Source organism: Thalassospira profundimaris (assembly GCF_003326755.1).
Classification (GTDB): domain Bacteria; phylum Pseudomonadota; class Alphaproteobacteria; order Rhodospirillales; family Thalassospiraceae; genus Thalassospira; species Thalassospira profundimaris_B.
This window is the reverse complement of record NZ_JPWH01000015.1, coordinates 27,605-52,497: the sequence shown is the minus strand read 5'-3', so window position 1 is coordinate 52,497 and position 24,893 is coordinate 27,605. Positions and strand designations below refer to the sequence as shown.

The window sequence follows — 24,893 nt, the reverse complement described above, 5'->3', positions numbered from 1 at the left end:
CGCCCTTGACCCTGTGTCCTTCTCCCACGAACTGGTCACATCCGCAGGCGAAGCCGGGGAATTTCGTGAAGCCCGAAAGCAACCTTGGAACGGCGGCGCCCGTGTACTGGCCTTCCGCGTGACCGGTAGCATTTCGCGGGCACCCTTGACTCCGTATCATGGTACGGAGTGCAGACTTCGTGTGGGCGAACCGGAATGAGTGACAGAACGATCAGCAAAGCGGCCGAGCATGCAGGCGTGGGCGTCGAGACCATACGCTTCTACGAGCGCAAGGGGCTTATCGACCAGCCCCTGAAGCCGCGAGGCGGCGGCTACCGCGTCTATTCGACAGAGGCCGTCGAGCGAATCCGCTTCATTCGGCAGGCTCAGGAGCTCGGCTTCTCGCTGCGAGAGATCGACGAGTTGCTGTCCTTGCGCGCCGACCCGGACACGGACTGCGCGGACGTGCAGGCCCAGGCCTCCGCCAAGCTGGAGGAGGTCGAGCGAAAGATCGCACAACTTCGGACGATCCGATCTGCCCTCAAGGAACTGATTGCCGCCTGTCCGAAGCGGGGGCCGGCGGCCGGACGCTGCACCATCCTGGAAGCGCTCAGTCCACAGCAGAGAAGGAGATGACATGACACAGAAACGCAAGGTGGAGATTTTCAGTGCTGGTTGTCCAGCCTGCGAAGAGACAATCGCGCTAGTGAAAGACCTCGCCTGTCCGTCCTGCGAGGTCGAGGTTCTGGATATGAAACGCGCGGACGTCGCGACCAGGGCGAAGGCGTTGGGCGTCCGTTCCGTGCCGGCTGTCGCCATCGACGGCAAGCTGGCGGATTGCTGCGCGGGGCGCGGACCGCAAGCCGACAGTCTGAAGACAGCCGGTCTCGGTCAGCCACTGTCATGATCTCGTCCGGTTTGCGCGGGAGAAGAATATGAGACCGGGCACCAAAGCGGCCGTGACGATCCATGTGCTGTTCGCCGCCATCGCGATCATGCTGGCGACGCTAGGGACCGTCTCTGCACAGACTGAGCGGGCTGTCTATGTTCTGCAAGCCGATGGGCTTGCGTGCCCGTTCTGCGCCTATGGCATCGAGAAGCAACTCGGCCGGATCGACGGCGTCGCAACCGTGTCAACGGATATCGAGAGTGGCACGGTGACCGTCACCATGAGCCCGGGCGCCAGCCTGACGGAAAAGCAGGCCAAGGAGGCCGTGGACCGGGCCGGCTTTACCCTGCGCGGATTCAAATGGAAAACGGACTGAATGTGCCGGTCCCGGATATTGGCGTCGACCGGCTGGACCATCTCTCTGGTCTTCATAGCAAGTGCGGCCGCTACCGCCGCGCCGCAGACTTTCAACACGGCGCTGCCGGTGGCGGAAGGTGAGTTCGTTTTTCGCGAGCAGTTTCTCTATCGCAAAGCCAGCGGTGACCCTTCCCGGGCCGACAGGGAGGTCGAGGTGCTGGGCGCCATCTCGGTTCTGGGCTACGGCATGACCGGGGATTTCGCGGGATTTGCCGTGCTCCCCTATCTGGACAAGGAGCTCGGCCTGACAACGGCCAGCGGGGCGCGCATAACCCGGAGCACCAGCGGCATCGGCGACGCACGGCTCTTCGGTCGGTACACGGTCTACCGAGATGACGCGCCGGGCCGCACCTTCCGGATTGCGCCGTTCGCCGGCATAGAATTGCCGACGGGAGACGATGACGACAGCGATGGCCAAGGCTCGTTGCCGGCGACGCTGCAGCTTGGCTCCGGGTCGTGGGACCCGTTCGGCGGCGTGGTCGCGACCTACCAGACGCTGGATTACCAGATCGATGCGCAGGCGAGCTACAAGCTCAACACCGAGGCGAACGGGTTCGAATTCGGCGACGAGGCGCGGCTCGACGCCTCGCTGCAATACCGTCTGTGGCCGCGTGAGCTGGGACCCGGCGTGCCGGGCTTTCTCTACGGGGTGCTCGAAGGCAATCTCCTCTATCGAGGAAAGAACGAGATAGGCGGCATTGATGACCGCGACTCTGGCGGGACGTCGCTCTTCCTCTCGCCGAGTCTACAATATGTGACCAAGCGCTGGATCGTCGAGGCGATCGTTCAGGTGCCGCTCGTGCAGGACCTGAATGGCGACGCGCTTGAGGATGACTTCACCGTGCGCGCCGGCTTCCGGCTCAATTTCTGAGGCAATTGGGTATGCGACGCAAGACAGCCATGAGATGGATCGTTGCTCCGATCCTGACCGTGGTTGCCCTGCTGCTCGGCGCCTACCTTGCTTTTGTCCCCTTCGCCAAGGAGCCTGGCTACGTCTTCGTCACGAGTTGGGGAACCAAGGGCAACGGACCGGGTCAATTCCATGACCCCACAGGCGTTGCCGTAGCCGGAGCTGAGGTATTCGTCGCCGATTCCCGCAACGGCCGCATCCAGGTTTTCGACCTGGACGGCACCTTCCTGCGCAGCTTCGGCGAGCCGGGCGACGCCGGGGGCCAGCTTGGCCGTCCCATGAACCTGACCATTCATGACGGCAAACTCTATGTCGCAGAATATTTCAACGACCGCATTCAGGTGTTCGCGTTGGGCGGAACGCCGACGCGCACGATCGGGAGCGCGGGAAGCGGGAAAGGCGAGTTCAACGCGCCGGGCGGCGTTGCCGTTGCCGACAACGGCGACCTCTTCGTCGCCGATTTCTACAATCAGCGGGTTCAGCAACTGCGGCCAGACGGGACCTTCGTCAGACAGTGGGGAACCACTGGCGAGATCGGGACCGGTGCCGGAAGGTTCAACTACCCGACCGACGCGGCTTTTGGTGCCAACGGAACGCTCTATGTCGCCGATGGCTATAACGACCGAATCCAGGCCTTCAAGGCGAACCAAGGCTTCGTGCGAAAGTGGGGCGGACCGCTCGCGATGAACATCTTCGGTCCCTTCAGTGGCTGGTTCGCGACCGTGACGGGATTGGCGATAGGTCCTGAGGGAAACATATTCGTCGCGGACTTCTACAACGACCGCATCCAGAAGTTCGCACCCGACGGCACCTTTCTGATGGCCTTCGGCGAAAGCGGTGACGGCACCGGACAGTTCGGTCATCCGATAGCGGTAGCCGTCGCCGATGACGGAACCGTCTTCGTGGCCGATTTTCTCAACAACCGCGTCCAGAAATGGCGACCGTCTCAAGCGGATTGAAGACGTTCCACTCTATGAAGAAGCGGGCATTTTCGGACGCCTGCAAAATCCTTCGCCTGTTGACGAGCTCTGATACCTGAAACCGAAGATTGCGGTGGCGGCACGCCATTTGATACGGAAATAGCATGACGACAATTGCCGCATATATCGGTGCCGCTCTTGCGGAGATCGCCGGATGCTTCGCGTTCTGGGCGTGGCTCCGTCTCGACAAGTCGATCTGGTGGCTCGTGCCTGGCATGGCCTCGTTGGCATTCTTCGCCTTTCTGTTGACCCTTGCCGACGTTCAGGCGGCAGGGCGCGCCTACGCGGCTTACGGAGGCGTTTATATCGCCGCATCGCTGATGTGGCTCTGGGTCATAGAGGGCGTTGGTCCCGATCGCTGGGATTTGATCGGCGCCAGTGTTGTCTTGATTGGGGCCGGTATCATCCTCTTCGCGCCACATAGTTCTTGAGCGCTATCGATGTTCATCGTCGTGTATCGTCAGTCTGCATCCTGCAAGGCGTCAATGATCGGACAGTCCGGAACGTCGCCGCCCTGACACTTGGCCGACACCTCGGAAAGCATCACCTCCAAGCGACGTAAATCGGCGATTTTCTCTCGGATGCTGTCGAGGTGGCTCTGGGTAAGATCCAGCACTTCGCCGCAGGTATACGCATTGGAATCAACCAGGCTGAGTAGGCTGCGCAACTCGTCTATGGAAAAGCCCAACTCACGGCCGCGCAGGATGAAGCCGAGCCGCGCCTGATCCGCAGGCGCATAAAGGCGATGGCCGCCATGGGACCGGCTGGGTTCTGCCAGAAGTCCGATCTTCTCGTAGTAGCGGATCGTCTCGATGTTGCAGCCCGAGCGCTTCGACAATTCGCCGCGCTTGATCGGGCCTCTCGCCACCGTGAACGCCATCCCGAAAAAACCTCTTGAACCTGTAGTTACTACAGACCCTAAGTTAGCACCCATTGGAAGAATGGAGCAAATATTGTGGCTCAAGCCGATGAGCATGCAGGATTGAGCACCGCGACTGGCGACGAAGGCCGCAAAACCTGGGTTGCCGCCGGCGGCATCCTGGGCGCAATCGCAGCGTCATCGTGCTGCATCCTGCCGCTCGTGCTGTTCAGCCTCGGGATCGGCGGTGCATGGATCGGCAACCTGACAGCCCTTGCGCCCTATCAGCCGGTCTTTGTGGCCATCACGCTCGGCTTTCTCGGTTACGGCTACTGGCTCGTCTACCGCAAGGCCAAAGCAGTTTGTGCCGATGGGTCGGCCTGCGCTCGGCCATTACCCAATCGGATCGTGAAGCTAGCCCTGTGGCTTGCGACGGCACTGGTCGCGGCGGCGATTGCCTTTCCGTACGTCGCGCCGATGTTGCTCGGCACTTAGAAACCTAGAGAAGGAGAGCCATCAGCATGAAGGCCACCCTAAGAACGGTTATTTTCGCCGGGACTCTTTTGACCACGACCTCGGCATTCGCGGGGGAGCAGACCGTGACCCTGGAGGTCAGCGGGATGACCTGCGCGTCCTGTCCCTACATCGTCAAGCAGACGCTGGCCGCTGTTGACGGCGTGACGGATGTCGAAGTCTCATTCGCGGAGAAATCCGCGGTCGTCACCTATGACGACAGCAAAACCGAAGTGGCGGCGCTAACCGCCGCGACTGGCGATATGGGCTTTCCCTCCACGGTGAAAGAATAGACGACCGTGAATGAAAAACTCCTCGCCGGTCTTGTCGCCGCTCTTGCCATCGCGCCTCTCTGTGCCGTGTGCATTCTTGGGCCGGCAGTGATCGCCTCGATTTTCACGGGCATTGCGGCCGGGTTAGGCGGTTTCGATGTGGTTGTCACGGTTGGTCTCGCCCTTGTCGCGGGAGTCGCCGCAGTCGCGATTGTTCGTAATCGAAGAGTGCGGCACGCCCCGGCAAAACCAGCAGGAGAAATGAACTAGTGAACGACAAAAAGCTACTTCGCACGGGCTCCATAGGGGCGGTCATTGCCGCCATCTGTTGCTTCACGCCCGCCCTGGTCGTTCTCGTCGGGTTTGTCGGTCTGTCGGCGATCGTCGGCTGGCTGGACTACGGCTTGTTCCCGATCTTGTTCGCCTCCATGGGGCTGATCGCCTATGCGCTTTATCTGCGCTCCGGCCGTAAAGGTCCGTCGCCGACGCCCGTGATCGTCGTGGCGGTGGTTGCACTTTCCGCGCTGCTCTTCTGGCTCGAGTTCAGATATGCGCTGCGTATCTCCATCGCGGCCACGCTTACCGTCGCTGCCTATGCCTATTACCTGCGCGCCTGTGTGCGGCGGCAAAGCGGTCAATCAGCCGATACAGAGGAAACAGTCTATGACCGATGATTGTTGCGATACCGGCAAGCCAAACGGGAAGTATGATCTCGCCGTCATCGGCGCAGGATCGGCTGGATTTTCGGCCGCCATCACCGCCGCCGAACAGGGCGCGCAGGTGGTCTTGATCGGACACGGAACCATTGGCGGCACTTGCGTCAATGTGGGCTGCGTGCCTTCAAAAGCCCTAATCCGCGCCGCCGAGGCCGTTCACCATGCCAATAGCGCCTTCCGGTTTGCTGGGGTCGAGGCCGTAGGCCAGGTTAAAGACTGGAACGCTCTGCGGGCGCAAAAAGACGAGCTCGTGGCCTCGCTTCGCCAGGCTAAATACATCGATTTGCTGCCGGCCTACAACGGCGTTGCCTACCTCGAAGGAAAGGCCCGTCTCGGTAATGGCGGCGTCACCGTGGACGGAGAGCAGATTGATGCCGGCAAGGTAATCGTCGCAACGGGATCGCACGAGTTTGTGCCGGCCATTTCTGGCATAGAGGATATTCCCTATCTGACCAGCACAATGGCTTTCGAGATGAAGAGCCTGCCCGAATCCATGCTCGTGATTGGTGGGGGTTACATCGGCTGTGAGTTGGCGCAGATGTTTGCCCGTGCCGGCGTCAAGGTCACGATCCTTTTCCGCCGCCGGCTTCTGCCGGAAGGTGAGCCCGAGATTAGCCAGGCCCTTGCTGGCTATTTCAAAGAAGAAGGCATCACCGTACGGCGGGTCGACGGATACGACACCATCGCCACGAGCGACCACGGCGTTGCCCTGTCCGTGACCGTCGATGGCACAGCTGAAACGCTTGAGGCTCAGCGGGTTCTCTTGAGCGCCGGCCGCAAGGCCAATACCGACGGGTTAGGACTGGAAGAGGCCGGCGTGACGTTGTCGCCAAACGGCGGCATCGAGGTCGATGACCGGATGCGCACTACCAAGGCCGGCGTTTACGCTGCCGGCGATGTGACCGGACGGGACCAGTTCGTCTATATGGCCGCTTACGGCGCGAAAATCGCGGCATTCAACGCCCTGAATGGCGATGGCCGAAGCTACGACAATCTGGCGATGCCGTCAGTCGTCTTTACCGACCCGCAGGTGGCGAGCGTTGGCCTTACCGAAGCGGCGGCCGGGACGCGGGGAATTGACGCGAGAACCTCCATTCTGTCTCTCGACAATGTTCCGCGCGCTCTTGCGGCCCGCGATACGCGCGGGCTGATCAAGCTGGTCGCCGATGGTGCAACCAACAAATTGATTGGTGCCCATATCCTGGCCCCGGAGGGTGCCGACAGCATCCAGACGGCGGCGATCGCGATCAAGCAGGGCATGACCTACACCGAGCTTGGAGACTTAATCTTCCCATACCTTACCACGGTGGAAGGCTTGAAGCTTGCTGCCCAGACTTTTGACATGGATGTGTCCAAACTCTCCTGCTGTGCCGGGTGAAGCTCGAAGGAGGCAGATGCCTGTGTCAAATTGGACCTGGACAACGGTTTGAAGGGACATTACTTATTTGCACATGAGTAAGCTCGTCCGTATTCTTGTGATTGTCTTGCTCGCAGCATTTGCTGCGGGGACGGTCGCCCATGCGGCGAGCGCGACGAGCATGACCGTGAAAATGTCGCTCGCCGACATGAACGACGGCAATGTGGAAGATTGCCCCAGCTGCTCCGGGGATCAAGGCACGGTTCCAGTTTGCGACCAAGTCTGCGTGCCTTCTCTTGTGGCCGCCCCGGTAGGCACTGCACTGGCTCTGCCGCTGTTCGCATATGACTTTGCTGCCGCTCCGATGGGCGATTCCGCCAGCCTATCTGGTCCGCCCGATCCATATCCTCCTCGAACTAACATCCTGATCTGACGCTACCCGGACTCCGTCCGTAACAAAGCGTCGACCGATCGCGTGTGGCCTCTCCCGGCTGCTCAAGACGGTATGATTCCGCATGGATGCGCGAGCGCGCCACCACGCGGGTAGCACGAACCATCAGGATGGCTGCCCATGTCCCACTTTCTTTCGTCGGCGCTGACGCGTCGCGCCTTCCTTGCATCGACCGCTTCGGCTGCGGCAGGAACGATGCTTCCTCTTTCATCGCCGGTCCATGCGGCGCCAGTGAAGGATATCAGGCTGCGCGCAGCGCCCGGCCTCACGCGCCTGGTGCCTGAGCCACACGGCGAAACGCCTGCCTGGTGCTATAACGGGGTTGTCCCTGGCCCAGAGCTCCGCGTGCGCCAGGGTGAGCGCCTGCGGGTTCTCGTTGAGAACGGCCTCGACGAAGAGACCACCGTCCACTGGCACGGCGTCCGGCTGCCCAACGGCATGGATGGCGTGCCGCATCTGACGCAGCGCCCGATCGGCCCGGGCGAGACCTTCACCTACGAATTCGACGCTATCGACGCCGGCACCTTCTGGTACCACCCGCACCAGCGCAGCTTCGAACAGGTGGGGCGCGGTCTGTATGGCCCGCTTATTATCGAAGAAGCCGAGCCGGTTCGGGTTGACCGCGATGTGACATGGGTGCTCGACGACTGGCGCCTCACGAAGTCCGCCGCCATCAGCGACGACTTCGGCAACGGGCACGACATGAGCCACAACGGCCGCGTCGGCAACACGGTCACCATCAATGGCCGCGTGCCGGACACCTTCGCGGCCAAGCAAGGCGAACGGATTCGCTTGCGCCTCATCAACGCCGCGAACGCACGAATATTCGGCCTCGATTTTCAACGCCACCAACCCATGGTGATCGCGCTCGACGGCCAACCCGTGACGCCCCATGCGCCGGACGGTCGCCTGGTCGTCTTGGGTCCGGCAATGCGCGCCGACGTCGTTCTCGATATGGCCGCGAGGCCGGGCAGTCGGGTCTCCGTGATCGACCGGTTCTACCGAGGGCTCGAATACCGGCTTGTCGATCTCGCCTATGACTCCGCGCCGCTCAGGGACCGTGCGCCCGACTGGTCTTTGGCGTTGCCGGCCAACCCCCTGCCGGAGCCGGACATCAAGAATGCTGTCCGCCACGACGTGGTGTTCAACGGCGGAATGATGGGCGGGATGGTCATGGCCGAGATGGGCGGCAGCATGGGCGATGACTCATCGGGCGAAATGATGGGTGGCAGAGGCATGATGGGGCGCATGGGCCCGATGATGGGGATGATGCACTCCGGCAAGATCTGGTTCATCAACGGTAAAGCGGCCGAAGGCCACATCATGGAACCGATGTTGACGCTGGACCGCGACCGGTCGCACGTCATCGCCATGACAAACGCGACCGCTTGGCATCACCCCATCCATCTGCACGGCCATTCCTTCCGCGTGATCACGCGCAACGGCCAGCCGACACGCCACCGCGAATGGCAGGACACGGTGCTTATGGCACCGCGTGAAAAGGTCGAGATCGCCCTCGTCGCCGACAACCCCGGCGACTGGATGTTCCACTGCCACATCCTCGAACACCAGGCGGCGGGAATGATGGGCGTCATCCGCGTTGCCTGAACGGAGCACAGGTCGTGAAACATTTGCTCGTCGTGCTAACTATTACCGCAGGTGTGGCGTTATCCTCCGCTGCTGCCGCCGAGGGCGATGTGGTGCGTGGTGCACAAGTGTACCGAGCCTGTGTCGCCTGCCACGCACTTGAGCCTGGCCTTCATCTCACCGGCCCGAGCCTCGGCGGTATCTGGAACCGGCCAGCGGGCCGGGCGGAAGGGTTCACCCGCTATTCGGACGCGCTACGCGACGCCGACTTTCCCTGGGACGTGGCGGCGTTCAACGCTTGGCTCGCGGACCCTCAGGCGATGATCGAGGGCACTTCGATGGTTTTCCGCGGTATCGCGGACGCGGGTGCGCGCGCAGATCTTATTGCCTTTCTCGAACGCGCCGGGGGGGCAGAGGGCGCAGCGCAGCTCGTGGCCAACGGCGTGATCTCTGAGGTCTATTTGCGCGGTCAGGCGCCAAAGCCGATACGCGATGCGCCAGACAATGCGCGCGTGGTCGCGATGCGCCATTGCGGCGACGGTTACACCATCGAGACAGCAGATGGCGCACACGCTGTCTATTGGGAAAAGAACATCCGACTGAAGATCGACAGCACCGAAACCGGACCGCCGCCGGGATTCGGTGTGGTCCTCGGCGCCGGCATGCAGGGCGATCGCTACTCGGTCATCTTCGGCAGTCTCGCCGATCTGGAACACCTCGTGTCGGAAAACTGTAAAGACCGCTGAAATCAGCAAAGGAGAACTCACATGCGCAAACTCATCATCGCTATCGCTTCAGCAGCCGTACTTGGTGGCGGGACATATCTGGCGACCGGTACGAATGCCGCTGCCGAAGAGGTCACCCTCTACAAGAACCCGCAATGCGGCTGTTGCGAGAACTATGCCAATTATCTGCGCGACAATGGCTTCACCGTGACAGTCAAGCCGACCCACGAACTCGTGCCCATGAGCCGTAAAGCCGGTATCCCGGACGACTTCCAGGGCTGCCACCTCGCCTTCATCGAAAACTACGTGGTGAGCGGCCACGTGCCGGTTGACACGGTCAACAGGCTTTTGACCGAACGTCCGGACATCAAAGGCGTGACGCTTCCAGGGATGCCCATGGGCTCGCCGGGGATGAACGGCGTCAAGCGCCAGCCTTTCACAGTCTACGAGGTCGGCGAGGGCCAGCCCAAGGTCTACACAGTCGAATGACGGTAAGCCCGAATTTGCGTTTGCCGTCCGGCCTGCTTCTCGGTGCAGCGGCCCTCGCCGCAGCCGTCGCGGCTGGATGGGCTTTCTGGCCGTTATCTTTCTCCGGGCGCGCCGACCCGGACGACTCGCGCCAGGTGGCACTCGGAGAGGCAGTGTACCGAGCAAATTGCGCAAGCTGTCATGGTGCGAACCTGGAAGGCCAGCCGAACTGGCGAAGCCGCAAACCTGACGGGCGGTTGCCGGCGCCGCCGCATGACGAGACCGGCCACACCTGGCATCACCTGGACGAGCAGCTGTTTCGCATCACGAAGCTTGGCCTCAAACCACCGCTGGCCCCGGAAGGGTACGAGAGCGACATGCCGGCGTTCGGCGGCGTACTTTCCGACGACGAAATCTGGGCGGCGCTTGCATTCATCAAGAGCCGCTGGCCGACAGACGTTCTTGCCCGTCAGCCCTCAGCTGACAAAGGAGCAAGCCGATGATGAACGAAATGATGAACGGCATGGGCGGCATGATGTGGGGGATGGGATTGTTCTGGCTGCTCGTCTTGGTCCTGGTAGGGCTCGGAATCGCAGCGCTCGTTAAGTATCTGTTCTTCAGCCAGCGCCGGAGGCATGACGATGATTGATTCGTCTCCGGCAATCACATCGGACCTGGAGCGGCAACGGACTTGGCCACGGCCGGCATTCTTGATTCCGGTTGTCCTGTTCTTGGTGATCGGCGTGGCGCTCGGCTGGGGGCTGACAAGAAACCCGAGGGAGATCCCTTCGGCGCTGATCGGAAAGCCGGTTCCAGACTTCGCTCTGCCGCCTGTGCAGGGGCGCACCCTCGGACTTTCGGCCGCAGACCTTCGCGGAGAGGTTTCCCTCGTCAACGTCTTCGCGTCCTGGTGCACCGCCTGCCGAGCGGAGCACCCGCTCTTCATGCGGCTGTCCCGGTCCGGCGGTGTGCCGATCCATGGTCTGAATTACAAGGACCGGCCCGCCGACGCCGCCGAGTGGCTCGACACGCTGGGCGACCCCTACATGCGGACGGGCGCCGGCCTCGACGGCCGGGTCGGCATCGAGTGGGGCGTTTACGGTGTGCCGGAAACCTTCGTTGTGAGCGCCGATGGGACCATCGCATACAAGCACATCGGTCCCGTTACGCCGGAGGCACTCAACGAGACAATCCTGCCGCTCGTCGAACAACTGAGGTCCACGGGACAGGGGAGCCCGCCATGAGGATCCTCCCGACCGTGCTGCTGTTGGCCGTGTTGGGGCTTCCGGGCGCCAAGGCCGCCGAGCCCGTTGGCGTACCGCTGCACGAGACGTCGCGTCCTTTGCCAGTGCTCGCTTTCACCGACGCGGAGGGCCGGCCGCGAACGCTCGCCGACTTCCGGGGCAAGATGGTTCTGCTGAATATCTGGGCCACCTGGTGCGGGCCGTGCCGGCGCGAAATGCCGACCCTGGACCGGCTCCAGGCGCGTCTCGGCGGCGATCGCTTTGAGGTCATCGCACTCTCCATCGACCGCGCGGGCATCGGCGTCGTCCGCGCGTTCTTTGACGAGACCGACATTGAGAACCTCCGAATCTTCATCGACGAGAGCGGGCGCGCTGCCCGCGACCTCAAGATATTGGGCCTGCCGGCCACGCTGCTCATCGGGCGTGACGGGCGGGAGCTCGGGCGCCTCGTCGGCCCGGCGGAGTGGGACACACCGGAAATGATCGCCTTCTTCGAGACGGTGATTGCCAAACATACAGGAAAGGGAACAAGACCATGACCATCGAAGGCAGCCCCGACGGTGCCGTCCAGCCTGCGCCATCACGCACTCTTTCGCCCTGGCTGACACAGCGGCGGATCCTCACGTACGCGGGCATCGCGACCGTGACCGTCGGACTCTTTCTGAACTGGAACTGGCTGACAGCAATCGGAGCCGCGCCGATCTTGATCGGCCTTCTGCCCTGTGCCGCGATGTGCGCGCTCGGCCTGTGCATGCGTGGCGGCACGAACGCGTCGTGCTCGACCAGCACCGAAGGGGACGGAACGCAGCCAACTGCGGATGATTCTCGTCCCAGATTAGCCGGGTCACAGTGACCCAATTTCACCAACAAAAGGAGACCGACCATGCGGAATACATTTAGGGCCTTGGCTGTTATCGGCGGTTTGTTCGCTGCGACATCCCTGGCGCTCGCTGACGAGCAACAGCCGCGTCAGCCCGAAGGACAGATGCCGGGAATGATGCAGGGCAAAAACGGGATGTCCGGCATGATGCAAATGATGCAGCAGATGGGTCCGATGATGGAGCAATGCCGCGAAATGATGGCCGCCATGACGGAGCAAATTAAGTCACGCTCGCACGCACCGGACTCTCACGACGGCTGACTGTTATCGGCCCGCTCGGGCGTTTTGCCCGGGCGGCCGCACTTTGAGGTGACTCGATGGCTTCATTCACATCCCCGAGTCTGGTCCGTATTCGATATGCCCTCTGGGGTCTCATTGTCGTTGCGGCGCTCGTTCTTGCGGGTCTTTACATGAGGGGAACGCCGGCCCCGCAGGAAAGCCGGCAGGCGACCCAATCTGGTGAAGCGGCCGTCCGCTCGGAATTCACATTGACCGATCACACCGGAAAACGCGTAACCGAGGCCGATTTTCTCGGACGCTGGCAGATGGTGTTCTTCGGGTTCACCTATTGTCCCGATGTTTGCCCCACGACACTGGCCTACATGGCAACTGTCCTCGACACGCTCGGAGAAACCGCGGACAAAATCGCGCCCCTCTTCATCACGGTCGACCCCGGCCGCGACACGCCGAAGGTGATGGCCGACTACGTCTCGGCGTTCCATCACAGGCTCGTCGGCTTAACCGGCAGCGAGGTGGACGTCGCCGCCGCGGCTGACGCCTTTCGCGCCTACTACGAACGGATGGAGGAGGACAGCGCCCCGGACGGTTATCTCATGACGCATTCGGGCCACATCTACCTCATGACCCCCGAAGGGCGCTTCGAGGCTGTCTTTCGCGAAGGCGACCAGCCCCCGGAAGAGATGGCCCGGAAGATTCAAAACATCATGGAGAAATACGGAAAATGAGAACCGCGCTTCTGATCGTCGCGGTCCTGACTTTGTCGCCGTTTTCAGCGATGGCCGAGGAGACGGTCCGGATCATCGAGCCGTGGGCCCGAGCCTCTGTTCTCGCGTCCCGTCCCGGCGCCGCCTATCTGACTATTGAGAGCGCTCGCGACGACCGGTTGCTCTCGGTCGAGAGTCCTGTGGCTGACCGGGTGATGATCCACGCCACCGAGAACAACGACGATGTTAATCGAATGGTGCACTTCGACGCGCTGGATTTGCCGGCCGGCAAGTCGGTCGTGCTCGCTCCGGGCGGTACGCATCTGATGCTGATGGGCCTGAAAGAGCGGCTTATTGAAGGTGCGCGGGTTCCCGTCACCCTACGATTCGAAAGGGCCGGCGAGGTCACGATCACTGTCCCGGTGCTCGGCATCGGAGCCAGGGGTCCGACGGAGGATATCCAATGAAGGGCCTCCTGATCCTAGGCCTTCTAGTAATGACCGTGCCGGCTTTTGCCCATCATCCCGGAGAACGATTGGACGAGGTGATGGCCGGGAGAGAGCCTGCCTTCGAGCCGACCGACCTCCGATCGATGCCGGACCTCGCGCTGACCAATGAGCAAGGCGCAATGCTGACCCTCCGCGACCTTCGAGAGACCATCGTTGTTTTGAGCTTCGTGCCCCGCGATTGCGGTGCCCCCTGTACGGAGCAACAGGACATCCTCGCCTCTGTGCAGAAGCAGGTGAACATCACGCCTATGAAGCAGATGGTAAGGTTCCTGACGATCCATGACCGCAGCGTCTCTATCGGTGCGCGATGGGACCACGCCAACTGGCAATCAGCGGCGCCACGAGACGAAACGGTGGCCGAAAGTGCCCGCCGTTTCACCGCGCTGAGCGATCGGAACCCGTCGTCCCCGCTCGTTCACGTCATTGATCGGAGCAGCCGGCATGCCGGCCTGTTTCACGGAACCGGATTCCAGCAAATCAACCTCGTCCTCTATATCAACGGCCTGACAAACGCGCCCGTGGTTGCTGACAAGTCAGTACCCGATACTTGGTGGGATAGCGTCTTGGGGCTGTTCAAATGAGCGCTCCCGGGACAGCGAGCACGCGCGGTCGTAGCGACCATACGTTCCCATGGCTGAGGACGTTGCGACGCTACATGGGTTTCGTGGCGGTTGCGAACCTGATCTGGGAATTCGCGCACATGCCGCTCTACACGCTGTGGGAAACAGGCTCGGCAGGAGAAATCATCTTCGCTGCCGTTCATTGCACCGGTGGAGACATCCTCATCGCGCTCAGCGCTATCATGCTTTCCCTGTTCCTTCTCGGCAACGGGGCGTGGCCCGCCGAACGCCGATTTCCTGTCGTCGTGGGCACTGTCGCCTTCGGCCTTGCCTATACGATTTTCAGCGAATGGCTGAACATTGAGATACGGCAGGCTTGGGCGTATCGCGACCTGATGCCGATAATCCCGGTTCTCGACGCCGGGCTCAGCCCGGTCCTGCAATGGATCGTCATCCCGCTCGCCGGCTTCCGTTTCGCTTTGGGATTGCCTGTGGTTCCTCGAAAGAGGGTGACCGTCGATGCTTGAGCTGTCCGGAATCGGCCTGATTGCCGCATTTCTGGCCGGCGCCGTATCATTCGTTTCACCCTGCGTGCTGCCGTTGGTGCCGGGCTATGTCTCCTACGTTGCCGGTCATTCCGCCGGCACGGTCGATACGGAGCCGGCCCACCGTCGACGACAGGCAGTAGGCTTGGGCCTCTATTTTATTGTCGGGTTCTCCACCATTTTCATGGCCTTGGGCGCAAGCGCGACCACACTCGGCCAGATGCTGCTTAGCTACCGGTATGAACTCAATCTCGTGGGCGGTGCCATCGTGATGCTTTTCGGTCTGTTCATGATCGGAATGGCAAAGGTCGCCGTGATGCAACGGGAGTTCCGGTTCCACCTATCCCTTCCTGGCGGGCGGCCGCTTTCGGCCTATGTCCTCGGTCTTGCCTTCGGATTCGGCTGGACGCCCTGCATAGGGCCGATTCTCGGCGCCATTCTAATGGCCAGCGCCGCGTCCGCGACCATCCCGGAAGGCGTCACCCTGCTCGCCATTTATTCCGCCGGTCTCGGCATCCCGTTCCTGCTCGCCGCCGCATTTACAGACCGCCTAACACGTCGTCTACGCACCATTGGGCGCATCGGCCGGAGGCTGCACCAGGGGGCGGGCGCCGTGATGATCGTTATGGGGTTCGCGATGATCACGGGACGGCTGAGCGCGCTGTCCTACTGGCTGCTCGACGCCTTTCCCATCCTGGGACGGATTGGCTGACAGTTCTCTGTCAAGGTGACCGGCGAGAGGACCCAATCTATCGTCGATTAAACAAGTGCGAATACTATCTGTTGTGTGCGTGCTAATCTTCGAGCAACCGCCGCCGATCCTCGAACTCCTTCTTTTCGATCTCACCGCGCGCGAAGCGATCCTTGCTCGCTCATCACCAAGGCCACGCCGCACACCGGGCATTTCATATTGGATTTCGAGGTCGCGTCCGAACCACTTTTGTTCACGCTCGCTTTATATCCTCCTGAATCTGGTTTGCTCGGCACATTTGTTCATCCGGGGCCTGCGGTGAATACCGCAAGCAGACTTAGTACAATGTAGTACCTCCAGTTACTAGAGGTTCAGGATAGGTGACTTAAAAAAAACTGACATAGATTTCCTCACTGTTGACGACCTTCGCACCAGTCGCCTGGTCGGCCCGCCAGCCAACGATCAGCAGGAGCCCAGATCTCCCCGGGCGTGATGACCTTAGGATTGCGCCATGGCTTATTTTAGGGAACGCGGAAGGCCCGCGTTCTTCCTCGCGGAAGCCGATGGTTTCGAGCTTGTCCTTCAGAGCTTGGGTATGGTTGCCGCCGGATCGTAGGTCAGAGTGATCCTCGCCGCCCTGGGCAGGATATTCACGTCGGAGAGGCCGGGTAGGCTCTCGATGCCTCGTTTGAGCGTCGCCGCGCCGTGCTCGCAGTCAAGGTTGGCCGCGCGGCATTCGATGGTCCGGGTCGCTAAGGTCAAGGAGCGCGTCTTATCCTGCGAATTTTCCTTCAGCATATTTATACATGATGATATATAAAGATGACGGAAGATGAAAACTATGCTGATGAGCAACCGGGTGTTGGCCTTCGGCCTTCAGGCGAAGCTATTCCGAGGGCTGTCGGACCAATCAAGGCTTGCGATCCTTGAGGCTCCCCTTAGCGGACCCATGCCGGCGTGCGAGATCGTTGAGGCGACAGGACTGTCGCAGACCAAAACCTCTAACCATTTGAGATGCTTTTGCGATTGCGATCTAGTCGCCGCTGAACAGGAAAGATGGTTCGATTACTGTTACCTGAGCAAACAACGAGCAGAAACGCTGCTACGACTGGCAAAAAAGTCGAGTTCGAACGATTCACACGGCAGTTCGATATCGCGGCGCGTGAACGAAAAGTGACGATCAAGAGCATTCTGGTGCCCGTTACTGATACCGCTTCGAGTCGGAGTGCGGTTGAGGTCGCGTTTCTCACTGCGCAACGGTTCAACGCTCATGTCCGGGGGCTTCATGTCCGTCCTCATCCTATAGACAACTTACCCCACATTTCCGAAAGCATGGCCACGAGGACTGGCCAACTGGTCAGCAAGGCTAAGGAGCGGGTCGATCAGGCGGCACGGCACGCTCATCACCTCTTCGAACGGGTCCGAAGGGAAGTGGGCGTAAAGCAGATAGACGAACCTCCAGCGGCAGGGGCGAGTGCCTCCTGGGCGCTCGCCACCGGCAAGGCTCCTTTGTTAGTGGCGGAGAGTGGCCGCGTTTTCGATCTTGTGGTTGTTGGTCGAGGGACACTGGATTCGAACCACGACAACCGAGCGATATTTCAGGCGGCCTTGTTCGGAACCGGGCGACCGGTACTCATTGCGCCCCCCGAGGCCCCGGCCCGGTTGGGGCGATCAATAGTCCTCGCATGGAACAGAAGCGCCTTGTCCGCTCGGGCCGCCGCGGCCGCGTTGCCGTTTTTCCATCAGGCGGATCAAGTGACGATTATCCATGTGGCCACGGGAGTGAAGGCAGGACCTCCTTCAGACGAGATCGCCCGCTGCCTGGCATGGCAAAACATCCGCCCAGTGGTCAGGGAGCTGACGCCCCGGCGCGGCGGCGTGGGCGAGGTCATTCTGTCCGAAGCGGCGGCCGTGGGAGCCGATTTACTGGTCATGGGCGCTTACTCCCACAACCGTTTCAGAGAGGCCATTCTCGGCGGAGTGACCAAGCAAGTCATTGCGGACGCTAGCCTCCCGATCCTTATGACACACTGACAGCCCTATCGGTGTTTAGGGAGCGTGCAACACGAAACAGACCACGATTCGCCGTACACCATAGCGGAAAAGTCGAGCGGCAATAGCGGCCCTATGGTTCGAAAGCAAGGTCGGGACGTAATATATGATGACAGGCAGCATTCCAATAAGAATGGCGGCGCTCCTCTTGGCGGCAGGACTCTCTCAGTTTTCGTTTGTGAGTTCGGTCAATGCTCAGGACTCTTCAGGGTGCGAAAAACGGAGCCTGATAGTGATTAACGCAACTCAATCGGAGCTTGTTGATGCCTGTAAAGCCCTCACAGATGTCGTGACTTACTTTCGCAACATTGGCTTTGGCGCCAGTCCAGATATCTCGATCACTTTTCAAGATCGCAGCCTTGGCACGTCGGGCCACGCTTCTAGTGCGTATGGTTATTTCGATGCAACTCGGTCCGAAATAGCGATGTTTCGAGCGTTTACTGCCCAACCTTGGGGATTGGATTGGGACCGTCAGCTTGCCTCGTCTTTTCTCCGTCACGAGTTGGTTCATGCGGCCCTTCGAGCCAACCTAAAGGATGATTCTGCACGCCTTCGGCCTGAGTGGCACGAGTTCATCGCTTACACTGTTCAGTTGGCTCTGATGGACGCTCGGCTCCGCGCCCGTCTGCTCGAAAGATATACTCACGTCGGTGCTTTCGCCCACCTTACGGAAGTAAACGAATTCACCTCTCGCATGAATCCCGAGACGTTCGCAATATCAGCCTACAAGACCTATTTGGTCAATGGTGCGGACAAATTCATTCAGAAATTGCTTCGTTTCGAGGTGCAGCCACCGCCTATGTCGTATCCCTTTCCGGTACTGCCGGGTCAGATCCCTGGGCAATGAGGACCGGTCAAACTGTAACCAAGGGATGCCCCGTTGGCTGACCTCGACTAGGATCGTGAAGGTTTTGCTCGGCGCGATGCCGGGCAATTGGTGCAGGGGATTGCTGTAGCGCTGGCTGATACCGTCCCTAAGGAGGTGTAAAATGACCTATGCGTCCTTGGGGTCGTTCTTATCGTTGCCGCTGAGCAGGGCTTGACGGGTTTGGGCCATAGCGGCCGAGGAGATTGGGCTAGCTTAGAATTCGGCCTCGACAAGCAGTCCGGCCAGAGGCCGACGATAACTTTCCATGGCTTTGAAGTCTACGACAACTCGTTGCTCCACGGTCGACAGTGCCAGACGAGGCGGTCGTGCTCCTAGAGCGTTTTCAACACTGTCAAGCGCCGCCAAATGGTTGCGGCCGAGGTTATGCAGCATATGCGAAGCGCTCCCTATCATCTCATCGCCTAGAGTCAGATCGATCTCAGGAATTAGACGCGAAAAACGAGATCCTACTGGAGAACTATCACTTGTCTGGCGGTCCTGAGGATCCGGCCGAGGGCGTCATCAAGCAATGCGATCACTAGACTAGTTCGCCGAAGGAATACCACCGACAATTTGTGTCTTCTAGGTATCTCTCAGAATTATTTTTTGATCCAGGCATAGTAGATCAATGCAACCGCAACAATGGGCCAAAACACCATAAGGATTGAATTGAATGTTGGATTAAGCGTAAAAGCCCAAAATTTAAGCGGGAGAACGCCACTTAAGCCAAGTGCCCAGTGGATTGTGATTTCCTCGACCGCGACCCCAGAGAAAAACTTCGCAAATTCCTTTTTTTATTGGTCATCATTTCCACATTCGTTCTCTAAAAGCGTCAGGCGTCATTCCTCCAGAATCCGTCGTTTTTCCTCGAATTCCTCTTTTTCGATTTCACCACGCGCAAAGCGATCCTTAAGAATATCGATGGAGTGCTTCCGTGGGGGCACGGCAGGCGACGCCGAACCACCATGCCCGGTCCCCCCAAGCCATCGGACGATGAGCACAACGACCGCGACGGCAATTGCCAGAAACAAGATCATCATGACAGGGCCCAAGAACCAACCGTACCAGCCGTCACCCCACATCATGTGACGCCCGTAGTAGGGATCAGCTTGCTGAGCCCAGGCGAGCGCGCTGTACCCCAATGCTGCCAAGGAGGCAGCACCCATAACCGCTAGTTTTTTCATTTCGATTTCTCCTTATCTGTCGCGACGGCAGCATCGACCCTATTTGCCTTCCTGCTCCTTGCGCGTAATCTCGCCTGTCTTTGCGTTGACATGCAGCTCGAATTTTTTGCCGTCGACGTCGCGCGCCATGACCCAATACTGATCTCCCTCGCGCTCGCGTTCGATTTTGGAGACCTCCGGATAACCTTGTTCCTTTAACTTTGCTATGACTTCGTCCTTCGAGAGGGCGGCCTTGTCTCCCTTGTCTTTCTTGATAATCTCGCCCGTCTTCGCATCGACGTAGATTTCGACCTTTTTACCTTCGGCGTTCTTCGCCATGACTTCGTATCGATCGCCTTCGCGTTCGATCTCGGAGATGTCGGAGTATCCTTGTTCCTTCACCTTCGCGATAACCTGTTCCATCGAAAGCTCGCTCTTCTCGGCGGCCGGTTCTTCCGCTGGCGCCTGACTTGCTTGCGCGATCACATCCGCGGCCGCATTAGCCTGAGTTTCGCTTGGCTCATTTGAAGCCGCGGCGGTTCCGGCGACCCCCGCGGTGAGTGCAGCGATGGCGACGATAGTTGCAACGCTGTTACTGCAACGTGGAAATTTGAAGGTCATGCTGTTTCTCCATTTGGCTTGATACGAATTTTGCGACTTGAAACGGCGGAGTCCAAGACTCAGGCGTAACGAACCTCACGGGCCATGCCGGCCTCCATGTGATAGATGTTATGGCAGTGGAAGAACCAGCGGCCGGGATTGTCCGCGACGAAATCGAACTCGGCTCGGCCCATATGCGCCCCCACCAGCACCGTGTCCTTCAGGGCGTTGCCGACGCGGAAGAAGTGTCCGTGCAGATGCATCGGATGCAGCATCATGCTGTGGTTGCTCATGCGGAAACGAATCCGCTCGCCTTTGTTGATCATCAGCGGATCGGCAGCGGGATAGGCTTGGCCATTGATGGTCCAGGCCGAGCCCATCATCCCGCCTCTCAGCATCAGATCGAAGACGCGGTCGGGCCGGCCGGCCGGCAATGTCTCCAGCCCCTGCAAGTCCTGATAGTACAGCTGGCGTCCGCCTCTGAAGCCTTCGGGTACGCCGTCCCTCAAAGCGGAGGCTGCGGCGTCGGTGTAGCGAAGCACCGCGCGCCCGGGCGGCGCGTTGCCCTCGATCGCGGCGATAACGATAGGCCACACGCCCGGGTTGGTCGCCTCCACGATCACGTCATAGCGTTCGGCGGCGCCGAGGACGAGACTATCGACGGTAACGGGCTCGACGGGGCGGCCGTCGCAATGGGTCACCATCATCCGGTGGCCGCCGATTGCCGCGCGAACAGTGGTTGCGCCCGACGGGTTGATGAGGCGAAGCCGTACGCGCTCGCCGCGCTTGGTTTCGAAAACTTGCGGGTCGTCCGGCAGCCGGCCGCCAATGAGCAAACCCTGATAGGGGGGCATCTGGCGCTCCATATCCATCCAGCCGCCCATCATGCCGCCGCCCTGCCGGTTTCCGCCCCACCAGCCGTCATTGCAGCCGTCGCCCATTGTGCGGCCCATCATTCCCCTTCGACCGCCCATGCCGCCGAGCGGCTGCGGATCGCCGGGGAGATAGTCATCAAGAACGAGGGCGTAATCGCGATCGTAGGTGACGTGAGGCGTTGCCTCCTCGATCACCAGCGGGCCGATGAGGCCGCGATCGATCTGCAAACCGACATGGGAATGGTAGATATAGCTGCCGGCCGGCGTCGCCTCGAATTTGTAAACGAAGCTCTCGCCAGGCGCGATCGGCTTTTGCGTCAGGCCGGGGACACCGTCCATTGCATTGGGCACGGGCACGCCATGCCAGTGGACGGTCGTTTCTTCCGGCAGTTGGTTTTCGACGATAATGCGGAGCTGCTCGCCCTCCTTGACGCGAATCTCGGGTCCGGGAAACTGGCCGTTATACAGCCAGGTTTGATAGACCTTGCCTGGGGCCACCTCGGCCTCGCCCTGCTGGGCAACGAGGCGGAACTCCCGCAGCGGGCCGGTTACACCGCTATCCTGCCTTTCTATGGTATCGGTAGCGGCGGCAATATCCGCAGCGGAACGCGATCCCTCGGCGGCCAGAGACCGGCCCAACAGACCCGCTGACACGATACCCGTCCCGGCACTCCACAAAAACTTACGTCGGTCCATCTTCTGGCCTCTCTTTCCGAAAAAATCCGTCATTGATCACCGGCACTTCGCCGCCGCGCCCGGGTCTGGCCCCGGCGGGAGCCGCGAGCTTTCGGCGATCTGTTTCACAGTCTTTCATCGCAGCGATCCTTCGCCTGGTGCGTCACCCGCCGCTTCCAGTTCCCCTGTCTTTGCCTGAGCTTCCGCAGGTGCGCAGTACAGCTCATAGAGCACGGCAATGACCCTTGTGGCGGCGTCGCCCGCCAGCGAATAGTGGACCATCTGCGCGTTCTTCCGGGAGGCAACTAGCCCCTGGTTCCTCATCCGAGCGAGCTGCTGCGATACCGCTGGCTGTGGCAGTTCGAGCAACGCCGCCAATTCGCCGACGGATTTTTCGCCGTCTGCAAGCTGACACAGGATCATGAGGCGGTTCTCGTTGGACAGCGCCTTCATCAGATCGCTGGCCTGTCTTGCGGCCCGCTGCATCATTGTGATATCCATGTATGCGAACATGCTGTAACATGCATATAGTGTCAAGGTCGAGTTTCGATAGCGTGCTTCTCTGATCCGTGGAAACGACAGCGGCGTGACGCCAAGCTGCTCCGCCACAGGCCGTAAAGCGCGAAGACAGACCAAACCTGAATGAGAAACTTATGCGCCCTAGCGTCACACCATTCTTTGATCAGACGACCAATACGGCCTCCTACGTCGTGGCCGAGCCCGAGGGGCAGCACTGCGCCATCATCGACCCTGTCCTCGACTATGATCCGCACGCGGGCCGCACGAGCACCGGGTCCGCAGACCGAATCATCGCCTTTGTCCGCAAGAACCGCCTGACCGTTGACTGGATTCTGGAAACCCACGTCCACGCCGACCACCTGACCGCCGGTCCCTATCTAAAGGACGCGCTCGGTGGACAAACGGCGATCGGCGCACACGTCACCGCGGTGCAGGCCATATTCAAGAGCGTTTTCAACGCGGATGACGGTTTTCACACCGACGGCTCGCAATTCGACCATCTGTTCGCTGACGGAGACACCTTCAGCATCGGTGCCCTGCCGGCGCGCGTCATGCACACGCCGGGTCATACACCGGCCTGCGTGACCTACGTTGTTGGTGACGCCGCTTTCGTTGGCGATACCCTTTTCATGCCGGATTACGGAACGGCGCGCTGTGACTTCCCCGGCGGGGATGCCCGTGAGCTCTATCGCTCGATCAGCAAAATCCTTCGACTTCCACCAGCGACAAGGATGTTCCTGTGCCATGACTACAAGGCTCCGCAGCGTGACACCTACGCCTGGGAGACCACAGTCGCGGAGCAGCACCATCAGAACGTCCACGTCCGCGAAGGCGTCACCGAAGACGAGTTCGTCCGCCTGCGCACCGTGCGAGACAAAAGCCTGGATGTGCCGGCCCTGCTCTTGCCGTCCGTGCAGGTCAATATGCGCGCTGGCGAGATGCCGCCGCCCGAAAACAATGGCGTCTCTTATCTAAAGATCCCGATCAATGCTCTCTAAGAGCCTGGTCAAGCCGGAGCGCGGACGGTGAGCTTTAAAGCAGGGGACAAGGGGATGAAGCCTGTTGGGCCGGCTCTTTTTTACCGGTGCCGATAGCGATTCCGCGCCGCTGCGGCGCGTCAGTCGGCGGCGACCTTTTCATATCATCCGTTTCAGCCGGTCGCTCTGCCTCTCCACTGTCGTAAATCGTGCTGCGAAAAGCATCGACGCACAAAACACCACACTTTATGGGCCATATGATCTCCCTCAACGTTCGTGTCCTTCCGCGGCCGAATCGGCCGCATGGCGCGCTTCTTTGGCGTGTTCAAGAATCTCCCAACCGCCTTTGATGATGACCCCAACCAATACCAACCCGATCAGCAGGTCGGGAAGCGGGGACTTCAAAACCATCACCGCGAGGCCGGACGCGACGATGCCGAGGTTCACAATCATGTCGTTGGCGGTGAATATCCACGACGCCTTCAAGTGCACACCGCGATCGCGGTGTGAGCGCAAAAGCCGCAGACCAACGGCATTGGTCGCCGCGTTCGCGATGGCGGTTACGATCATGGCCAATCCGATCGGTTCAGATGCCCCGAGAAAACGGCGGATGACTTCACCGAACAAGCCGAGGGCCAGCGCGATCAAAAGCACGCCTGACAAGCGCGCGGCACGCGATTTGGCCACAACGGTCCGGCCCACCGCGTATAGGCTGACGACATAAACGGCGGCGTCCGCGACGTTGTCGAGCGCGGCGCCCAAAAGGCCGGTTGAGTCCGCAACAATCCCCACAGCGCCGGCGACGATGACCTGCGAGAAGTTGATGCCGAGCAACCACTTGAGCGCGGATTTCTCGGCGGCATCGCCTTCGTCAAGCCGCGTGTCTTTTCCAGACGGGGCCATGCATCATTCCCTCGTCGTTGATCCCGCCTGGGGAAATGCTTCATCATATCATTAATGGCTGATATAGCGAAACACTGGGTGGAAAAGCAATCCCGCTCATGCGCCGCACTAAGGCCCACCGTCTGTAGGCCAATCTGTCTTGGGGATTATCCGACGAGTCACGGGGTCCACAAAGAGGACCGTCGGAAGGGATGCTTAGCAGAACTGCCGACTCCGAACGGTCGCGGCACGTCAGTCGGCGGCGACCTTTGCAGGTGACCTGGCGGTGACCGGTTCGCGTGTGCCGCCCGCTTTCCTCTTTGGCTTTGCAGGCGACCTTCTCCTACCGGCCGTTTCAGCCGGTCGCCTTGCCTCTCTACTGTCATAGTTCGTGCAGGCGTAAATCCGTTGGCCCGCTTCCGCAAGGAACTCATCGGCCAGGCGAAGCAGTTTCTCGATCTGCGGATCGCTCAGGCGATAATAGACGAAGCGACCCTCCTGTTCGGAGGCGACCAGTCCGCACTCGCTCAGGCACCTCAAGTGGTTTGAGGTGTTGGATTGCGTCAGCCCGCATTTTTCGACGATTTGCCCGACCGCTAACGGCCCATCACGCAGCGTTTCGAGAATCGCAAGACGCGAGTGATCGGACAGGCCTCGGAACAGTTTGGCTTGAAGCTCAAACATCTCGGCCGGTCTGGACATCATCATATGGTTTACCCTTCTAGCATCGTTTCATATCATCATATCAGCGGCTGGTGAATTCTGTCTATGCACAGGATTCAGCTG

General features: G+C 60.4%; 37 protein-coding genes and 1 pseudogene. 30 read left to right on the top strand and 8 right to left on the bottom strand.

The genetic code is table 11. The annotated features are described in order from the left end of the window. The first annotated feature begins 195 nt into the window (after positions 1-195). The 6 genes from TH25_RS16735 to TH25_RS16710 all read left to right on the top strand — a co-directional run bounded on the left by TH25_RS16735 (position 196) and on the right by TH25_RS16710 (position 3,606). Positions 196-615 carry a MerR family DNA-binding protein gene (locus tag TH25_RS16735; RefSeq protein ID WP_114089504.1) on the top strand — a complete coding sequence of 140 codons (420 nt, stop codon included), beginning with the start codon at positions 196-198 and terminating at the stop codon, positions 613-615. Position 616: 1 nt separating this feature from the next. After that, positions 617-886, top strand: a complete 270-nt coding sequence (locus tag TH25_RS16730; protein ID WP_114089503.1) for a thioredoxin family protein — start codon at positions 617-619, stop codon at positions 884-886. Between the two features lie 28 nt (positions 887-914). Further along, complete coding sequence (locus TH25_RS16725) at positions 915-1,244, top strand: heavy-metal-associated domain-containing protein (RefSeq protein ID WP_220151440.1); 330 nt, start codon at positions 915-917, stop codon at positions 1,242-1,244. Positions 1,245-1,262: 18 nt separating this feature from the next. Then, on the top strand, positions 1,263-2,156 hold the full coding sequence (locus TH25_RS16720; protein ID WP_220151439.1) for a transporter: 894 nt from the start codon (positions 1,263-1,265) through the stop codon (positions 2,154-2,156). A gap of 11 nt (positions 2,157-2,167) precedes the next feature. Further along, positions 2,168-3,154 (top strand): NHL repeat-containing protein, encoded by a 987-nt coding sequence (locus TH25_RS16715; RefSeq protein WP_114089501.1) that lies wholly within the window; start codon positions 2,168-2,170, stop codon positions 3,152-3,154. A 125-nt stretch (positions 3,155-3,279) separates the two neighbouring features. Next, positions 3,280-3,606, top strand: coding sequence for a YnfA family protein (locus TH25_RS16710; RefSeq protein WP_114089500.1), 327 nt, complete (start codon positions 3,280-3,282; stop codon positions 3,604-3,606). A gap of 29 nt (positions 3,607-3,635) precedes the next feature. Here TH25_RS16710 and TH25_RS16705 read toward each other — a convergent pair whose 3' ends face one another. Next, on the bottom strand, positions 3,636-4,055 hold the full coding sequence (locus TH25_RS16705) for a MerR family transcriptional regulator (RefSeq protein ID WP_114089499.1): 420 nt from the start codon (positions 4,053-4,055) through the stop codon (positions 3,636-3,638). A 75-nt stretch (positions 4,056-4,130) separates the two neighbouring features. On the opposite strand from TH25_RS16705, the gene TH25_RS16700 reads away from it, so the two are divergent. The 20 genes from TH25_RS16700 (at position 4,131) to TH25_RS16610 (ending at position 15,517) form a co-directional block, all read left to right on the top strand. Next, positions 4,131-4,529 (top strand): mercuric transporter MerT family protein, encoded by a 399-nt coding sequence (locus TH25_RS16700; protein WP_404969427.1) that lies wholly within the window; start codon positions 4,131-4,133, stop codon positions 4,527-4,529. A gap of 26 nt (positions 4,530-4,555) precedes the next feature. After that, complete coding sequence (gene merP, locus TH25_RS16695) at positions 4,556-4,840, top strand: mercury resistance system periplasmic binding protein MerP (RefSeq protein WP_114089497.1); 285 nt, start codon at positions 4,556-4,558, stop codon at positions 4,838-4,840. Positions 4,841-4,846: 6 nt separating this feature from the next. Continuing rightward, on the top strand, positions 4,847-5,089 hold the full coding sequence (locus tag TH25_RS16690) for a hypothetical protein (RefSeq protein ID WP_114089496.1): 243 nt from the start codon (positions 4,847-4,849) through the stop codon (positions 5,087-5,089). Continuing rightward, a complete protein-coding gene (merF, locus tag TH25_RS16685; protein ID WP_114089495.1) occupies positions 5,089-5,493 on the top strand; it encodes a mercury resistance system transport protein MerF in 405 nt (134 codons plus the stop codon). The genes TH25_RS16690 and merF overlap by 1 nt, the downstream gene beginning before the upstream one ends. Beyond that, positions 5,483-6,913, top strand: coding sequence for a mercury(II) reductase (merA, locus tag TH25_RS16680; protein WP_181847669.1), 1,431 nt, complete (start codon positions 5,483-5,485; stop codon positions 6,911-6,913). The genes merF and merA overlap by 11 nt, the downstream gene beginning before the upstream one ends. Before the next feature lie 73 nt (positions 6,914-6,986). Continuing rightward, positions 6,987-7,325 (top strand): hypothetical protein, encoded by a 339-nt coding sequence (locus TH25_RS16675; RefSeq protein ID WP_114089493.1) that lies wholly within the window; start codon positions 6,987-6,989, stop codon positions 7,323-7,325. A 138-nt stretch (positions 7,326-7,463) separates the two neighbouring features. Next, positions 7,464-8,951, top strand: a complete 1,488-nt coding sequence (locus TH25_RS16670; RefSeq protein ID WP_114089492.1) for a multicopper oxidase family protein — start codon at positions 7,464-7,466, stop codon at positions 8,949-8,951. 14 nt (positions 8,952-8,965) lie between these two features. Further along, positions 8,966-9,676 carry a c-type cytochrome gene (locus TH25_RS16665; RefSeq protein ID WP_114089491.1) on the top strand — a complete coding sequence of 237 codons (711 nt, stop codon included), beginning with the start codon at positions 8,966-8,968 and terminating at the stop codon, positions 9,674-9,676. 21 nt (positions 9,677-9,697) lie between these two features. Further along, a complete protein-coding gene (locus TH25_RS16660) occupies positions 9,698-10,144 on the top strand; it encodes a DUF411 domain-containing protein (RefSeq protein WP_114089490.1) in 447 nt (148 codons plus the stop codon). Beyond that, positions 10,141-10,626 carry a c-type cytochrome gene (locus TH25_RS16655; protein ID WP_114089489.1) on the top strand — a complete coding sequence of 162 codons (486 nt, stop codon included), beginning with the start codon at positions 10,141-10,143 and terminating at the stop codon, positions 10,624-10,626. The genes TH25_RS16660 and TH25_RS16655 overlap by 4 nt, the downstream gene beginning before the upstream one ends. Further along, entirely contained in the window at positions 10,623-10,772 is a 150-nt protein-coding gene (locus tag TH25_RS25095; protein ID WP_181847667.1) for a hypothetical protein, read from the top strand. Before TH25_RS16655 ends, TH25_RS25095 begins: the two co-directional genes overlap by 4 nt. Further along, positions 10,765-11,367 carry a DsbE family thiol:disulfide interchange protein gene (locus TH25_RS16650; RefSeq protein ID WP_220151438.1) on the top strand — a complete coding sequence of 201 codons (603 nt, stop codon included), beginning with the start codon at positions 10,765-10,767 and terminating at the stop codon, positions 11,365-11,367. Before TH25_RS25095 ends, TH25_RS16650 begins: the two co-directional genes overlap by 8 nt. Further along, positions 11,364-11,906 carry a TlpA family protein disulfide reductase gene (locus TH25_RS16645; protein WP_114089487.1) on the top strand — a complete coding sequence of 181 codons (543 nt, stop codon included), beginning with the start codon at positions 11,364-11,366 and terminating at the stop codon, positions 11,904-11,906. Before TH25_RS16650 ends, TH25_RS16645 begins: the two co-directional genes overlap by 4 nt. Next, complete coding sequence (locus TH25_RS16640; RefSeq protein ID WP_220151437.1) at positions 11,903-12,220, top strand: hypothetical protein; 318 nt, start codon at positions 11,903-11,905, stop codon at positions 12,218-12,220. The genes TH25_RS16645 and TH25_RS16640 overlap by 4 nt, the downstream gene beginning before the upstream one ends. A 30-nt stretch (positions 12,221-12,250) precedes the next feature. Continuing rightward, positions 12,251-12,508 carry a hypothetical protein gene (locus tag TH25_RS16635; RefSeq protein WP_114089486.1) on the top strand — a complete coding sequence of 86 codons (258 nt, stop codon included), beginning with the start codon at positions 12,251-12,253 and terminating at the stop codon, positions 12,506-12,508. A 56-nt stretch (positions 12,509-12,564) separates the two neighbouring features. Beyond that, entirely contained in the window at positions 12,565-13,212 is a 648-nt protein-coding gene (locus TH25_RS16630; RefSeq protein ID WP_114089485.1) for an SCO family protein, read from the top strand. Continuing rightward, positions 13,209-13,658, top strand: a complete 450-nt coding sequence (locus tag TH25_RS16625; RefSeq protein ID WP_114089484.1) for a copper chaperone PCu(A)C — start codon at positions 13,209-13,211, stop codon at positions 13,656-13,658. Before TH25_RS16630 ends, TH25_RS16625 begins: the two co-directional genes overlap by 4 nt. Next, positions 13,655-14,281 (top strand): thioredoxin domain-containing protein, encoded by a 627-nt coding sequence (locus TH25_RS16620; RefSeq protein ID WP_114089483.1) that lies wholly within the window; start codon positions 13,655-13,657, stop codon positions 14,279-14,281. Before TH25_RS16625 ends, TH25_RS16620 begins: the two co-directional genes overlap by 4 nt. A gap of 74 nt (positions 14,282-14,355) precedes the next feature. Further along, a complete protein-coding gene (locus tag TH25_RS16615; RefSeq protein ID WP_220151436.1) occupies positions 14,356-14,787 on the top strand; it encodes a hypothetical protein in 432 nt (143 codons plus the stop codon). Next, a complete protein-coding gene (locus TH25_RS16610) occupies positions 14,780-15,517 on the top strand; it encodes a cytochrome c biogenesis CcdA family protein (protein WP_114089481.1) in 738 nt (245 codons plus the stop codon). Before TH25_RS16615 ends, TH25_RS16610 begins: the two co-directional genes overlap by 8 nt. Positions 15,518-16,078: 561 nt before the next feature. Here the strand turns inward: TH25_RS16610 and TH25_RS16605 are convergent. Further along, a complete protein-coding gene (locus TH25_RS16605; RefSeq protein ID WP_114089480.1) occupies positions 16,079-16,294 on the bottom strand; it encodes a heavy-metal-associated domain-containing protein in 216 nt (71 codons plus the stop codon). A 34-nt stretch (positions 16,295-16,328) separates the two neighbouring features. Between TH25_RS16605 and TH25_RS25485 the strand changes: the two are divergent. The 3 genes and pseudogenes from TH25_RS25485 to TH25_RS16590 form a co-directional block, all read left to right on the top strand. After that, positions 16,329-16,523 (top strand): annotated as a pseudogene (locus tag TH25_RS25485) (ArsR/SmtB family transcription factor); the annotation flags it as partial. A 29-nt stretch (positions 16,524-16,552) separates the two neighbouring features. Further along, on the top strand, positions 16,553-17,530 hold the full coding sequence (locus tag TH25_RS16595; protein WP_114089479.1) for a universal stress protein: 978 nt from the start codon (positions 16,553-16,555) through the stop codon (positions 17,528-17,530). A 124-nt stretch (positions 17,531-17,654) separates the two neighbouring features. Then, positions 17,655-18,395: a DUF6639 family protein gene (locus TH25_RS16590; RefSeq protein WP_114089478.1), complete on the top strand. Its 741-nt coding sequence runs from the start codon at positions 17,655-17,657 to the stop codon at positions 18,393-18,395. A gap of 860 nt (positions 18,396-19,255) precedes the next feature. On the opposite strand, the gene TH25_RS16580 is transcribed toward TH25_RS16590, so the two are convergent. The 4 genes from TH25_RS16580 to TH25_RS16565 form a co-directional block, all read right to left on the bottom strand. Then, the gene (locus tag TH25_RS16580) at positions 19,256-19,600 is read right to left on the bottom strand and encodes an SHOCT domain-containing protein (RefSeq protein WP_114089476.1); all 345 of its coding nucleotides are present in this window, start codon (positions 19,598-19,600) and stop codon (positions 19,256-19,258) included. Between the two features lie 39 nt (positions 19,601-19,639). After that, positions 19,640-20,200, bottom strand: a complete 561-nt coding sequence (locus TH25_RS16575; protein WP_114089475.1) for a PepSY domain-containing protein — start codon at positions 20,198-20,200, stop codon at positions 19,640-19,642. Between the two features lie 59 nt (positions 20,201-20,259). Beyond that, positions 20,260-21,750, bottom strand: coding sequence for a multicopper oxidase family protein (locus tag TH25_RS16570; protein ID WP_114089474.1), 1,491 nt, complete (start codon positions 21,748-21,750; stop codon positions 20,260-20,262). Positions 21,751-21,864: 114 nt separating this feature from the next. Beyond that, a complete protein-coding gene (locus TH25_RS16565; RefSeq protein WP_258549193.1) occupies positions 21,865-22,218 on the bottom strand; it encodes an ArsR/SmtB family transcription factor in 354 nt (117 codons plus the stop codon). Positions 22,219-22,382: 164 nt separating this feature from the next. Here TH25_RS16565 and TH25_RS16560 point away from each other — a divergent pair, with 164 nt between their 5' ends. Continuing rightward, positions 22,383-23,246: an MBL fold metallo-hydrolase gene (locus tag TH25_RS16560; RefSeq protein ID WP_114089473.1), complete on the top strand. Its 864-nt coding sequence runs from the start codon at positions 22,383-22,385 to the stop codon at positions 23,244-23,246. Positions 23,247-23,492: 246 nt separating this feature from the next. On the opposite strand, the gene TH25_RS16555 is transcribed toward TH25_RS16560, so the two are convergent. After that, positions 23,493-24,128 carry a cation efflux transmembrane domain-containing protein gene (locus TH25_RS16555; RefSeq protein ID WP_114089472.1) on the bottom strand — a complete coding sequence of 212 codons (636 nt, stop codon included), beginning with the start codon at positions 24,126-24,128 and terminating at the stop codon, positions 23,493-23,495. 231 nt (positions 24,129-24,359) lie between these two features. Beyond that, positions 24,360-24,815, bottom strand: a complete 456-nt coding sequence (locus TH25_RS16550) for an ArsR/SmtB family transcription factor (RefSeq protein WP_114089471.1) — start codon at positions 24,813-24,815, stop codon at positions 24,360-24,362. Between the last annotated feature and the right edge of the window lie 78 nt (positions 24,816-24,893).